At 75.3% G+C, this 11,618-nt stretch carries 13 protein-coding genes; 4 read left to right on the top strand and 9 right to left on the bottom strand.

The features are described from left to right. Window positions 1–117 precede the first annotated feature (117 nt). On the bottom strand, window positions 118–561 hold the full coding sequence (locus ACQFYA_RS13975) for a MarR family winged helix-turn-helix transcriptional regulator (protein ID WP_499125207.1): 444 nt from the start codon (window positions 559–561) through the stop codon (window positions 118–120). A gap of 163 nt (window positions 562–724) precedes the next feature. On the opposite strand from ACQFYA_RS13975, the gene ACQFYA_RS13970 reads away from it, so the two are divergent. Further along, complete coding sequence (locus ACQFYA_RS13970) at window positions 725–1,387, top strand: SDR family NAD(P)-dependent oxidoreductase (protein WP_499125205.1); 663 nt, start codon at window positions 725–727, stop codon at window positions 1,385–1,387. 11 nt (window positions 1,388–1,398) lie between these two features. On the opposite strand, the gene ACQFYA_RS13965 is transcribed toward ACQFYA_RS13970, so the two are convergent. Next, the gene (locus ACQFYA_RS13965; protein ID WP_499125203.1) at window positions 1,399–2,598 is read right to left on the bottom strand and encodes a DUF2254 family protein; all 1,200 of its coding nucleotides are present in this window, start codon (window positions 2,596–2,598) and stop codon (window positions 1,399–1,401) included. A 28-nt stretch (window positions 2,599–2,626) separates the two neighbouring features. Beyond that, on the bottom strand, window positions 2,627–3,007 hold the full coding sequence (locus ACQFYA_RS13960; protein ID WP_499125201.1) for an SHOCT domain-containing protein: 381 nt from the start codon (window positions 3,005–3,007) through the stop codon (window positions 2,627–2,629). Between the two features lie 211 nt (window positions 3,008–3,218). Here ACQFYA_RS13960 and ACQFYA_RS13955 point away from each other — a divergent pair, with 211 nt between their 5' ends. Further along, entirely contained in the window at window positions 3,219–3,539 is a 321-nt protein-coding gene (locus ACQFYA_RS13955) for a carboxymuconolactone decarboxylase family protein (protein ID WP_499125199.1), read from the top strand. Between the two features lie 4 nt (window positions 3,540–3,543). Here ACQFYA_RS13955 and ACQFYA_RS13950 read toward each other — a convergent pair whose 3' ends face one another. From ACQFYA_RS13950 to ACQFYA_RS13940, 3 genes are all read right to left on the bottom strand, one after another. Next, entirely contained in the window at window positions 3,544–5,793 is a 2,250-nt protein-coding gene (locus ACQFYA_RS13950; RefSeq protein ID WP_499125198.1) for a helix-turn-helix transcriptional regulator, read from the bottom strand. Window positions 5,794–5,841: 48 nt separating this feature from the next. Beyond that, complete coding sequence (locus tag ACQFYA_RS13945) at window positions 5,842–7,248, bottom strand: MFS transporter (RefSeq protein ID WP_499125196.1); 1,407 nt, start codon at window positions 7,246–7,248, stop codon at window positions 5,842–5,844. Window positions 7,249–7,376: 128 nt separating this feature from the next. Beyond that, window positions 7,377–8,228 (bottom strand): TetR/AcrR family transcriptional regulator, encoded by an 852-nt coding sequence (locus ACQFYA_RS13940; protein WP_499125194.1) that lies wholly within the window; start codon window positions 8,226–8,228, stop codon window positions 7,377–7,379. A gap of 82 nt (window positions 8,229–8,310) precedes the next feature. Here ACQFYA_RS13940 and ACQFYA_RS13935 point away from each other — a divergent pair, with 82 nt between their 5' ends. Then, window positions 8,311–8,919 carry a hypothetical protein gene (locus ACQFYA_RS13935; protein ID WP_499125192.1) on the top strand — a complete coding sequence of 203 codons (609 nt, stop codon included), beginning with the start codon at window positions 8,311–8,313 and terminating at the stop codon, window positions 8,917–8,919. 3 nt (window positions 8,920–8,922) lie between these two features. Here the strand turns inward: ACQFYA_RS13935 and ACQFYA_RS13930 are convergent, their stop codons facing one another. Further along, window positions 8,923–9,333 (bottom strand): VOC family protein, encoded by a 411-nt coding sequence (locus ACQFYA_RS13930; RefSeq protein WP_499125190.1) that lies wholly within the window; start codon window positions 9,331–9,333, stop codon window positions 8,923–8,925. A 118-nt stretch (window positions 9,334–9,451) separates the two neighbouring features. Between ACQFYA_RS13930 and ACQFYA_RS13925 the strand changes: the two genes are divergently transcribed. Next, window positions 9,452–9,637 carry a helix-turn-helix transcriptional regulator gene (locus ACQFYA_RS13925; protein ID WP_499125188.1) on the top strand — a complete coding sequence of 62 codons (186 nt, stop codon included), beginning with the start codon at window positions 9,452–9,454 and terminating at the stop codon, window positions 9,635–9,637. Between the two features lie 213 nt (window positions 9,638–9,850). Here the strand turns inward: ACQFYA_RS13925 and ACQFYA_RS13920 are convergent, their stop codons facing one another. Together ACQFYA_RS13920 and ACQFYA_RS13915 are read right to left on the bottom strand one after the other, a co-directional pair. Further along, entirely contained in the window at window positions 9,851–10,480 is a 630-nt protein-coding gene (locus tag ACQFYA_RS13920; protein WP_499127537.1) for an NADPH-dependent F420 reductase, read from the bottom strand. 26 nt (window positions 10,481–10,506) lie between these two features. Further along, window positions 10,507–11,601 (bottom strand): LLM class flavin-dependent oxidoreductase, encoded by a 1,095-nt coding sequence (locus tag ACQFYA_RS13915; RefSeq protein WP_499125186.1) that lies wholly within the window; start codon window positions 11,599–11,601, stop codon window positions 10,507–10,509. Window positions 11,602–11,618: the final 17 nt, after the last annotated feature.

The following is an 11,618-nucleotide window of genomic DNA, read 5'->3' as shown; positions in this document are numbered from 1 at the left end:
TGCTGCTCCTTTTCGGGCAGGCTCGAGCGCACGCCGGCGGTCGCCGGCGCGGCGGAGGAGTCGGTGGGAAGGTCGAGCGAGAGGGATCAGGTGCGCGGCGCGGCCGCGCCGGGCCGGTCAGTCCCGGGTGGGCTGGGGCAGCTCCGCGACGATCTTGGTGAGGAGCGCCTGCAGGGTGGACCGCTCGCTCGGGTCCAGCGGGGCGAGGATCGTGTCGTCGAGGGCGGCCATCGCTTCGGGGAAGCCGGCGACGAGCTCGGCGCCGGCCGGAGTGGCATGGACGCGCTTGACGCGCGCGTTGTCGGGTGCCGCGCGGCGCTCGACGAGGCCGCGCTGCTCGAGCCCCTTGAGGAGGCTCGTGACGCTCGCGGCGCTGGTGCGGCTCACCGCGGCGATGTCGCGCTGGATCGCGCCGGGGTTCTGCACCAGGTAGCCGAGCACGAAGGCCTGCTCGTGGCTGAGCTCGCGCTCGCGGATCCAGTCCTCGCCGGCCTTGCGCTGGGCCCATCCGATCCAGCGGACGAGCTCGAGGTTGCTGGTGGGTAGGGGCATCGCGGTCATGGTTAAGACTCTAAGAGTTAGAGCTCAAACTGTCAACGGTGCCGAGCGTGGTACTCACAGGGCACCCCTCGTACCCGCCACGGCGGCCGCGTCGTACGTAGCGTCGTGGAGGGGGCGACCGCGATGTCGCCCCCGAGGGATCGCCGACCATCGAAGGAGCATCATGTCCACCATCGCCATCGTGGGTGCCGGCCGCGGCCTCGGCGCCGCCGTCGCGCGCGAGTTCGCCACGCACGGCTTCGACGTCGCGCTCGTCTCGCGCACCCAGGAGCACGTCGACGCCCTGGCCGCCGATGTGCGCACCGCCGGCGTCGACGCCCGCGGGTACGCCGCCGACGCGCGCGACCCGCGGCAGCTCGCGGCCGCCCTCGAGTCCGCCGCCGCGGAGCTCGGCACCATCGAGGTGCTCCAGTACAGCCCGGTGCCGCAGCGGGACTTCATGAAGCCTGTGCTCGACACCACCGCCGACGACCTCGTGGCGCCGGTCGAGCAGTCCGTCTACGGCCCGGTCACGGCGGTGCGGCAGGTGCTGCCGGGCATGCGCGCGGCCGGTCGCGGCACCGTCGTGCTCGTCAACGGCGGCAGCGCCGTCCGCCCCGGGCCGAACGTCACGGGCACGTCCGTCGCCTTCGCCGCGGAGAGCGCCTACGGGCAGCTGCTGCACGACGCGCTCGCCCCGGAGGGCATCCACGTCGGCCAGCTGATCATCCCGCGCGGCATCGGGGGCGGCGAGCCGTCGCACGAGCCCGCGGCCCTGGCCGGGCGGATCTGGGCGATGCACCGCGACGGCGGCGAGTTCCGGACCTACGCGGCCGACCTCGACTGAGCCGCGCGGGGCTACGACCGGGACCGCACGTCGTCGCCCAGCCGCCCGAGCACCGCCCGGTGCGACGGCGGGACGAGCGGCGTCAGCTGGTCGAGCAGGCGCCCGATCCGGCCGAGCACCATCGGGGCCGCCGCGGCCGCCGGGAGCAGGTCCGCGACGCCGGTGCGGACGTAGTCCTCCCAGGTCGGGACGACGAGCCGTGCCCGCAGCGCGCCGTCGTCGTCGAGGACGTCCGTGCGGTCGAGGTCGCGGGTGGCGAGGTGGCGCAGCAGGTCGCCGGTCGCGTCGAGCGACTCGACGGCGGTCGCCGGGTCGTTGACGGCGGGGGACAGGGCGCGCAGCCCGATGTCGGCCAGCAGGCGGAAGGCGAGCATCGGGTCCTGGTCGAGGGTCCGCTCGGTGCCGCGGACCACGGCCCGGCGGACGGCGTCGTCCCCCAGGTCTCCGCCGTGGACCGTCGCGAGCGCCGCGCCCACGTGCAGCCGGTCGCCGACCGCGACGCGGAACGCCACGACGGCGTCGGCCCGGGCGGCGTCGGCCACGAGGCGGCGCAGGTCGAGCTGCTGGACAACGCCGGGCCGGCCGGACCAGGCGACGGTGCGCCGCACCGGCGGCAGGTCGGGCGGTGGGGCGCCCTGCCCTGGGCGGGGCGTGTCGGCGGCGGGCGGGTAGCGGCGGTCGACGACCCGCAGGCCGCGGGTCACGACCTCGTCCAGGACGAAGGCCAGCTGGATCGAGAGGAACGCGAGCCCCTGCAGCCGTCGGATGAGCGCCACGGCGACCAGCACCCCGAGGATCGCCGCCCCCGGCACGAGGACGGACACCCGCTGCTCGCCGCCGCCGGTCACGGCCGCGACCGTGCAGAACACGAACACCCCGATCGAGAACGCGAAGGTCCGCCACACCAGCGGGTCGTCGCGGAAGAGGCCCAGGCGGGGGGAGAAGGCGTCGGACGACCACTGCACCACGCCGAACAGGAGCGAGTAGACGACGCTGACCAGGCCGACGACCCCGATCCCGAGGGTGACGAGCGGCTCGACCAGCCGGCTGCCGTCCACGGCGGGGCCGACGCCGGAGGTCGGCAGCGTCAGGCCCGCGGCGACGCCCGCCGCCGCTCCGAGCAGCTGGACGGCACCCGCCCGCAGCCGCCGCCGCGCCCGGAGCGGGCGCCGGAGCGGGCGCCGGTCCGGCGGGCGCCGGGGAAGTCGCACGACCGCTCCGGCCCCGGCGCCGAGGCGCTCAGCCCAGCGCCTTCTCCTTGAGGGCGGCGAACTCCGCGTCGTTGATCACCCCGGCGTCGTAGAGGCCCTTGGCCTCGGTGATCTGCGCGGCGGCGCTCGACCCGCCGGCGGTGGCGCGGATGTACGCGTCGGTGTCCGCGCGGGCCGCGCTCATCCGCGCCGACTGCCGCTCGGCCATCCCGCGCCCGCGGGCGATCAGGTAGACCAGCGCCGACAGGAACGGGATCACGATCAGCGCGACCACCCACAGCGCCTTCCACCAGCCGTTGAGCTCGTGGTCGCGGAACAGGTCGCCGATGATGTGGAACAGCACCATGAGGTACATGACGAACGCGAACCACCAGAGCATGAGCCAGAACCAGTCCATGAAGCTGTCCACGGGGCTGCCCTCCCTGCCGTCGGAGCGATGACCGCAGCGTGTCGCGGATCGCGCCCCGGCGTCGTCACGCAGAGTGCATGAAATCGTGCATGACGTCGGCCGGGGCGCGCTCGGCTGCGGGCCCGGTTCATGTGATCGGGGTGATGCCTCCCGGCGCCCGGCGCGCGTCAATGGAGGGGCAGGCCGACCCGACCTCGGAGAGGTGGACCTCGTGGACTACGTCGACCGACTGCGGCGCTTCGCCGTGAACGACCCCAGCCTCGACGACGGCCGGGGGCTCGAGCCGGCGGAGCTCGAGCAGAGGGACGTCGCGCTCGCCCGCCTCGCCGCGCTGGTCGCCGTCGGCGGCGCCGAGCCCACCTACGGGAGCCTGGTGGACGAGGCGGTCACGGCGGGCGCGACGACGGCCGAGATCGTCGACGTGCTCACCGCCGTCGTGCCGATCGTCGGCCTGCCCAGCGTCGTCGCCGCGGCGCCCATGCTCGCCCTGGCGCTCGGGCACGACGCGCTCGACGACGACGTCGCCGGCTGACGCGTCACGAGCCGAGCAGCCCCATCGCGGTGGCCCGGTCGACCGCGCCGGCGCGCGAGGAGACCCCGAGCTTGCGGTAGATCGACCCGACCTGGGAGCTGGCCGTGTTGCGGGTGACGAACAGCCGGTCCCCGATCTCCCGGATCGTCAGGTGCGTCTGCAGGTACGGCAGGAGCCGCAGCTCGGCCGGCGTGAGCGGAGCCTTCGCGGTGACCGGCATGCCGGGGCGCTCGCCCGTGTCGAACGACTTGCGCAGGTCGGCGGCCTCGTCGACCAGCGTCCCCAGCGCGGGCCGGTGCAGCAGGACGTCGTCGACCTCGCGCAGCAGGTGCCGCACCGCGGCGACGTCCCCGGTCGACCAGCTCGTCCGGGCGAGGTGGAGGCGCACCCGGACGGCGAGCGTCGGGAAGGCGTAGGTGCAGAAGGCCCGCGCCCGCATCGCCTGGGTCAGCCGCCGGCGAGCCCGGGCCGGGTCGCCGAGGTGGAGCGCGAGCCGCGCGGCGGCGGCTTGGACGAGCGCGCTGGTCGGGTAGTCGTCCATCCGGTGCGTCGCGACGGTGTCCAGGGCCAGGCGCACGTGGTCCGCGGCGTCGTCCCAGCGGTCGTGGTCCATGTCGAGCTGCGCGAGCAGCGCCGCGCCGAACGCCAGCGTGTCCCCGTTCCCGACCGCGCTCGCCGTGGCGACGGCCTCCTGGAGGTGCCGCGTCGCACCCGCCGTGTCGCCCGCGAGCAGCAGGGCGTCGCCCGCCAGGGCCAGGGCCGTGTCGCGCCAGCCGCCCCACCCCGGCTCCTCGGCGAGGGCGCGGCGGGCGTCGTCGAGCATCTGCTGCGGGCCGGCCGGGCAGCGCAGGGCGCGGTACATGGCCCGGGCGGAGTCGAACGACGCCGTCCCGTCGACGAGCTCGCCCGCGAACGACGCGGCGTCGGCCACGGCGCCCCAGCGCTCGGCCTCGAAGGCGTGCCCCTCGTACACGGCCACGTAGCCGGCGAGCAGCGCGAGCGGCGGGTAGCCCGCGATGGCGTCGTCGCCGAGGGCGCGCAGCCACCTCTCGATCGTCGCGATGCGCCCGGCCTGGAAGCTCGCCATGACCACCCGCGTGACCAGGCGGACGCACCGGTCGCGCTCGGACGTCGGGAGCAGGTGCTCCACGGCCTGCTCGGGGGAGCCGTGGGCCTCGAACCAGTCCGCGGCGCGGACCCGCAGGGTGTCGGCGAGCCCCGGCTCGACGTCCATCAGCTCGGTGAGCAGGAACTCCCGGAAGAGCGCGTGGTAGCGGAAGAGCTCGCGGCGCCGGTCGAGCGGCACGAGGAACAGGCTCGACGCCTCGAGCCGCCGCAGCAGCTGCTGCGAGGAGCGCTCGCCGAGGACCGCGTCGCACAGCGGCGCGGACATGACGTCCAGCACGGCGGTGCGGCGCAGGAACCTCCGCGTCGTCGCGGGCAGGCGTCGGAACGTCTCGCGCTGCAGGAAGTCGGCGATGTACGGGTCGGCCCCGGAGACCTGCACGTCCCGGGGGTCGCCGTGCCGGGCGACGAGCGAGGCGAGGTAGACCCCTGCCGGCCAGCCCTCGGTCCGCTCGGTCACCGTCGCGGCGACCTCGCGCGACACCGGGACGTGCGCGGCCTCGAACACCTGCTCGGTGTCGGCGACGCCGAGCGCCAGGTCGGTCGCGACGATCTCCACCACCTCGTCCGAAGCGCGCAGCCGCGGGACGTGCGGCTGCTCGTCCCGGCTCGCGGCGACGAGCTGCGACCCGGCGGGGACCCCGGCGATCACGAGGCCGAGCACGTCGTGGCACGCCGGGGACCGGATCTCGTGCAGGTCGTCGAGGACGAGCAGGAACGGCGCCGGGTCGTCGCGCAGGGCGGACACCAGCCGGGGCGCCGCCCGCGCGAGCACGGAGACGTCCGGCCCGATCATGTCCGCCGCCAGGTCCTGCTGTCCCGGCTGGGCCCGGGAGAACGCGGTGGCGAGGACGATGAGGAGGTTCAGCGGGTTGTCGTCGAGCCGGTCGAGGGACACCCAGACGACCTGGCGCTCGTCGCGCGACGCCCACTCGGCCAGCAGCGTCGACTTGCCGTACCCGGCCGGGGCGGTCACGCCGACCACCCGGCGGCCGCTCGCCCGGGCGGCGTCGATCAGCGCGGCCCGGCTCACCGTCCCGTCCCGCCGGCGGGGCACGGCGAACCTCGCCTCGAGGAGCAGGTGGTCGAGCTCCGCGGACGCCGGTTCCCCGCCATGCTCGTGGCCCACGCTCACCACTGTAGGAACGGCGGCCCGCCGGGGACAGGTGCCGGGCCGTCAATCACCCGCTCGCACCCGCTCGGGTCCGCCGGCGCGGCGGGCGGGCGCGAGGGACGCGAGCCCCGCCGCGAGCGCGACGGCGGCGGCGAACCAGTAGCCGGCGGCGAACGTCTCGAACGTGGGGTGGAGCAGCGCCGCGGCGGCGACGCTGGACACGGCGGAGACCCCGGTGGCGGCGCCGAACTCGTGGAACGTGCTGAGGGCGCCGGAGGCGACCCCGGCCTCGTGCGGCTGCACGGCGGAGAAGAGGCTCCCGGCCGCGGCGACGAAGACGGCGCCGATCCCGAGGCCCGCGACGCTGGTGCCGGCGACGAGCACCGTCATCGAGAAGATCCCGGCGGCGGCCGCGAGGCCGGCGGCGGCGACGAGCAGCCCGGCCACCGAGACCGCGCGCACGCCGCGGGCCGGGAGCGTCCGCCCGGCGAGCTGGGCGCCGAGGACGGTGCCGACCGCGACCGGCAGGAAGGACAGCCCGGTTTCCAGGGGGCTGAAGCCGTGCATCTGCTGCAGGGCGAAGGATCCGAGGAAGAACACCGAGATCATCAGCGCCGTGGCGACGAAGATCAGGCCGAGCCCGCGCGCGACGGGCCTCCGGGTGAGCATGCCGGGGTCGAGGAGCGGCGCGGCAGCGGTGCGGAGGCGCAGCGCGAGCAGCGCGTACCCGACCAGCCCGGCGAGCAGCGCGACGATCGTGCGCGGCCCGAGCCAGCCCTGGTCGCCGGCCGCGACCAGGCCGTACACGACGGCGCCGGTCGATCCGGTGGCGAGGGCGGCCCCGAGGACGTCGAGCCGCCCGCCCGAGCCGGGCCAGGGCCGCACCGACCGGAGCAGCGCCAGGAGCAGGGCGGCGCCGACGGGGACGTTGACCCAGAACACCCACGGCCAGCCGGGGCCGGAGGTGAGGAGGCCGCCCACGAGGACGCCGACCGCGGCCCCGGCGCCGCCGAGCGCCGACCACACGCCGAGGGCGCGGGAGAGCTCGTCGCCGCTGAAGGTGCGCACGATCACCGACAGCGCCGCGGGGGACATCGCCGCCGCGCCGACGCCCTGCAGCGCGCGGGCGAGCAGGAGCAGCTCGGCCGTGCCCGCCAGCCCGGCGAGCAGCGAGGCGAGCGTGAACACTGCGAGCCCGGCGAGCACGACGCGGCGGGGCCCGACGACGTCCGCCGCCTTGCCGCCGAGCAGCATGAGGCCGCCGAAGACCAGGGCGTACACGCTCGCCACCCAGGTCAGGCCGGCGCGGTCGAGGCCGAGGTCGGCGCCCATGTCGGGGAGCGCGATCGCGACGACGGTGACGTCGACGATCAGCATGAGCTGGGCGACACCCAGCAGGCCGAGGATGCGCCACCGGCGCGGGTCGGGCGTGGTGGACGGTCCTGGGGCGGTCTTCTCCGGAGCGGTCATGGCGCCGGCCCTCTCTCGTTAACCTGAACACCTGTGTTCACGTAAGTTAAGTCGAACATGTGTGTTCGACAAGAGGATCGAGCGACGTGCGGCGGGTGAATCTGTCGCGGCCGGACCGGCCGGTGCCGTCAGGCGGTGAGGGCGGCGAGCGTCGTGTCGCGGACCAGCGACGGCGCCTGGTCGGCCGAGATCTCGCCGCGGTGCACGGCGAGGGACGCGCCGTGCACGACCGCCTGGACGACGCTGAGCTGCCAGGCGATCGGCATGTCGTCGCGGAAGTCCCCGGCGGCCCGCCCGCGCTCGAGCAGGCCGCGGACGCGGGCGGCGGGCTCCTCGTGCGCGCGGCGCATCTCCTCGGGCGGCAACGCCTGGGAGGCGGCGACCACGAGGGCCCCGAACCGGTGGGTCAGGTGCCAGGTGGCCTCGAGCAGGCGCCCGAGCGCCTCTCGCGGGTCGCCCTCGAGGTCCACCTGGCCCAGCGACTCGTCGGTCTGGGCGATGGCGCGGTCCGCGACCTCGCGCACGAGCGTCGCCCGGGAGTCGAAGTGCCCGTAGAGGGTCACGCGCCCGACGCCCGCGGCCTTGGCGATCTCGTTGATGCTCGCGTCGGGGTCGACGGACAGGAGGCGGATGGCGGCCCCGACGATCGCCTCGATGTTGCGGACGGCGTCGGCCCGCTTGGTCCGGTCCTTGGTGCCGCCCTGGGCGCGATCGGTGACGCCGGTCGTGCTGGTCGTGCCGGGCGTCGTCGGCGTCGTGGCCACCGGGAACCTCCAAGGTTGGACAGGTGTGTCCAGGTTAGCGGCCGGGGGTGGTCGTGCCCGCCGGGCGCGCGCCGCGAAGGAGGCCGGGGTGCGGGCGGCGACGAGCGCCTCGGGGACGTGGCCGAGATGGGCGTCGGCCCAGCCCTCGCGCCAGATGCGCGCCACGTCCTCGGCGTCGTCCGCTCGCGCGGGGCGGAGCTCGGCCGTCACGGGCATCGACGACCTCTTCCGTTAACTCGTACGCGGCTGTACAGTTTAGCGATCTGATCGGGCTCACCACTCGGAGAGCGAGAAGGCCGTGACCCAGGACGAAGACCAGGACCAGGACCAGGACCAAGGCCAGGTGCGACGACCGCCCCGCCCCGGCAGCGGCCGTCGCCTGTTCGGCAGGGTATGGCCTGCGGCGCTGGGCGCCCTGGTGGCGGCGGGCTCGATGGTCGGGCTCGCCGACGCGCGCGACGTCGCGCCGGTGCTCGCCGCCTCCGGGTTCGTCTACGTGGCGGCAGCCGCGGTCGGCCGGCCCGGCGCGGCGTGGCCGGCGTTCGGCGTGACCTTCGTGCTGATCGGCCTCGCCAAGCTCACCGGGCTGGACGCGACGCTCTGGACGATCGCCCTCGCGACCGTGCTGGCGGTCGTCGGGTTCGCGCTCGGCCGGGCGCGGCCGCCGTGGGCTCTCCCCCTGCAGTCCGTGGCGATGCTCGTGCTCGGTGCCGCGGCGCTGCTCGCCGTCCGCGCGGACGCGACCGCGGGCGGCCTGCTCGTCGCCGTGGTGCTGCTCGCCCATGCGGCGTGGGACGTCCACCACCTTCGCACCGGCCGGGTGGTCGGCCGGTCGCTGGCGGAGTTCTGCGTCGTGCTCGACGTGCTGCTGGCGATCGGTGTCGCGGTCGTCGCCCTGTCGGCGTGACCGTCAGCCGCGCAGGGACCCGAGCACCTCGTCGTAGTGCGCGTTCTCCATCACGCCGAGCAGGTTGCCGAACGGGTCGACGACGGCCGCGGTGACGAACCCGGGCCCGCGCTCGATCGGCTCCTGGTACGGGGTGGCGCCGAGCCCGAGCAGCCGGGCGTGGGCGGCGCGGACGTCGTCGACCGCCCAATAGGTGACGACGCCCGCCGCGCCGTCCGGCTGCGGGGGAGCGAAGCGGCGGTCCATGACCCCGAGCTCGTGCTGGTAGTCGCCGATGCGGAACTCCGCGTAGGCGAGGGCGTCGCCGGCCTCCCGGGCGAAGTAGGCGTCCGTGCCGAGCACCTCGGCGTACCAGTCGCGGGCGGCCGCGACGTCGTCGGCGAGGTAGGTGATGGTGGTCAGTCCGCGCAGCATGTCGGCTCCCGATGGTCGGAACGGTCTCGGTGGTCTCGGGGTCGGTGCGATCCCGTGAGACCCACTCTCCCGGTCAAAGTGCTCACCTCCTGATGACTTTTCGTGGGAGTCTCGGAGCATGCGCGCGGACCGGCTCATCCAGGTGCTGCTCCACCTGCAGTCGCGCCCCCGCGTGACCGCGGCGGAGCTCGCCGACGCCCTCGAGGTCTCGGTCGCCACCGCGCGCAGGGACCTCGAGGCGTTGTCGGCGGCGGGCGTGCCGGTCTACCCCCAGGCAGGCGCCGTCAGCCAGTCGGCCCAGTAGGCCTTCCAGTGCTCGGCCTCGGCGGCCGTGGCGATCCGCTCGTGCGTGGCGGTCACGCGCAGCGCGCTCGTACCCGACGGTGACCGACTGCGCCCACCAGCCGGACACGTCGTGGTGCTCGCCCACCCAGGCGGCGACGGTCCCGGGAGGCGCCGTCTGGTGGAGGAGGGCACGGCGGGGCGCGCCGCCGACGTTCGCGGGGCCGGACGCGCGTCAGCCCTGCGCCGCGACCAGCTCCCGCAGCTCCACGCGGGCCACGTTGGCGCCGAACGCCGGGGTGCCGGGCTGCAGGCGTGCTCCGGCGGCCAGGGGGCCGGCGACCACCGGGTCGAAGCCGAGCCGGTCGACGAGGGCGGTCACCTCGCGCACGTCGTCGGGGTCGTCCCCGGCGACGGCGATCGCCCGGCGTCCGGGCGCCCCCGCCGGCCGGGCTCCGGCGTCGAGGTCGTGGTAGCCCATGTGGTTGAACGCCTTGACGACGCGCGACGCCGGGAGGAAGTCCTGCACCAGCTCGCTCGTCGAGGTGGCGGGCTCGGCCAGGTCGCCGCGGTGCCCGTCCACCTCCCACCAGTAGTTCATGGCGTCGACGACGAGCTTGCCGGCCAGCGCGTCCGCGGGCACGGTGCGATAGCGGCCGAGCGGGAGCGCGAGGACGACGACGTCGGCCTTCGCCGCGGCCTCCTGGGCGGTGACGGCCTGCGCGCCGGGCGCGAGGACGTCGACGGTGAGGGCGATCCGCTGCGGGTCGCCGGACCCGGCGACGAGCACGCGGTACCCGGCGGCGGCGGCGAGGCGCGCCAGGACGGTCCCGACCTTCCCGGCGCCGAGGATGCCCAGCGTCATCTCGCGGTCGGCCGACGGCGCCGCGGTCACGCTGCGCCGCCCTGCGAGGTGCCGGCGGCGGCCGGGACGGCGGTCTCGCCCGCCGCGGCGTGCTCGGCGACGAGCTCGCGGACCCGCGGGATCACGCGGGTCCCGTAGAGCTCGACGTTGCGCAGCCGCGCCTCGGCGGGCTGGGCGCCGGTGGTGTAGATCATGTCGAACCGGCCGACCCCGAGCTCGGTGACGGCGGCCGCGATCTTGCGGGCGACCGTCTCCGGCGACCCGATGTACAACGACCCGTGCGCGATCTCGGCGTCGTACTCCTCCCGCCGGATCGGCGGCCATCCGCGCAGCGAGCCGATGCGGTCGCGCTGGAGCCGGTAGTGGGGCCAGAAGACCTCCACGGCCTCCTCGTCGGTGTCGGCGACGAACCCGGGGGAGTGCATGCCGACGGGGTGCGTCGTGGTCCCGAGCTGGGCGGTGGCGCGGCGGTACAGGTCGACGTACGGGGCGAACCGTGCGGGCTCCCCGCCGATGATCGCGAGCATGAGCGGGAGGCCGTAGTGCGCCGCGCGGACCACGGACTGCGGCGAGCCGCCCACCCCGACCCACGTCGACAGGCGGCCGGACTCCGTCTTGGGGAAGACGTCGGCGTCCCGCAGCGCGGGGCGGGTGGTGCCGGACCAGGTGACGGGCTTCTCGGTGAGGAGCTCGGTGAAGAGGTGGATCTTCTCCTCGAAGAGGAGGTCGTAGTCCTCCAGGTCGTACCCGAACAGCGGGAAGGACTCGGTGAACGAGCCACGCCCCAGGATCACCTCGGCACGCCCGTCCGACAGCGCGTCGAGGGTGGCGAAGCGCTGGAACACGCGGACCGGGTCGTCGGAGGACAGGACGGTCACGCCCGACGCGAGCCGGATCCGCTCGGTGCGGGACGCGACGGCGGCGAGCACGGTCTCCGGCGTCGAGATGGCGTACTCCGGCCGGTGGTGCTCGCCGAGCGCGACGACGTCGACTCCGACCTGGTCGGCCAGGACGGCCTCGTCGACGACCTGCCGGATCGCGGCGGCGTGCGAGACGAGCTCGCCGTCGGCGCCGACGGGGCGGTCGCCGAACGAGTCGAGCCCGAGCTGGAGCGTGGTCATGATGTCCTCCCGTGGCG

The sequence above is a fragment of the Promicromonospora sp. Marseille-Q5078 genome (assembly GCF_050315395.1).
In the GTDB taxonomy this organism is placed as follows: domain Bacteria; phylum Actinomycetota; class Actinomycetes; order Actinomycetales; family Cellulomonadaceae; genus Isoptericola.
This window is presented reverse-complemented; position numbering and strand designations above follow the sequence as displayed.

Excerpts from the sequence above, each read along its gene's own strand:
- ACQFYA_RS13945 (WP_499125196.1), bottom strand. The coding sequence starts at position 7,248 with ATGACCGCTCCGGAGAAGACCGCCCCAGGACCGTCCACCACGCCCGAC.
- ACQFYA_RS13925 (WP_499125188.1), top strand. The coding sequence starts at position 9,452 with ATGCGCGCGGACCGGCTCATCCAGGTGCTGCTCCACCTGCAGTCGCGC.
- ACQFYA_RS13920 (WP_499127537.1), bottom strand. The coding sequence starts at position 10,480 with ATGACGCTGGGCATCCTCGGCGCCGGGAAGGTCGGGACCGTCCTGGCG.
- ACQFYA_RS13975 (WP_499125207.1), bottom strand. The coding sequence starts at position 561 with ATGACCGCGATGCCCCTACCCACCAGCAACCTCGAGCTCGTCCGCTGG.
- ACQFYA_RS13915 (WP_499125186.1), bottom strand. The coding sequence starts at position 11,601 with ATGACCACGCTCCAGCTCGGGCTCGACTCGTTCGGCGACCGCCCCGTC.
- ACQFYA_RS13940 (WP_499125194.1), bottom strand. The coding sequence starts at position 8,228 with ATGCCCGTGACGGCCGAGCTCCGCCCCGCGCGAGCGGACGACGCCGAG.
- ACQFYA_RS13970 (WP_499125205.1), top strand. The coding sequence starts at position 725 with ATGTCCACCATCGCCATCGTGGGTGCCGGCCGCGGCCTCGGCGCCGCC.
- ACQFYA_RS13930 (WP_499125190.1), bottom strand. The coding sequence starts at position 9,333 with ATGCTGCGCGGACTGACCACCATCACCTACCTCGCCGACGACGTCGCG.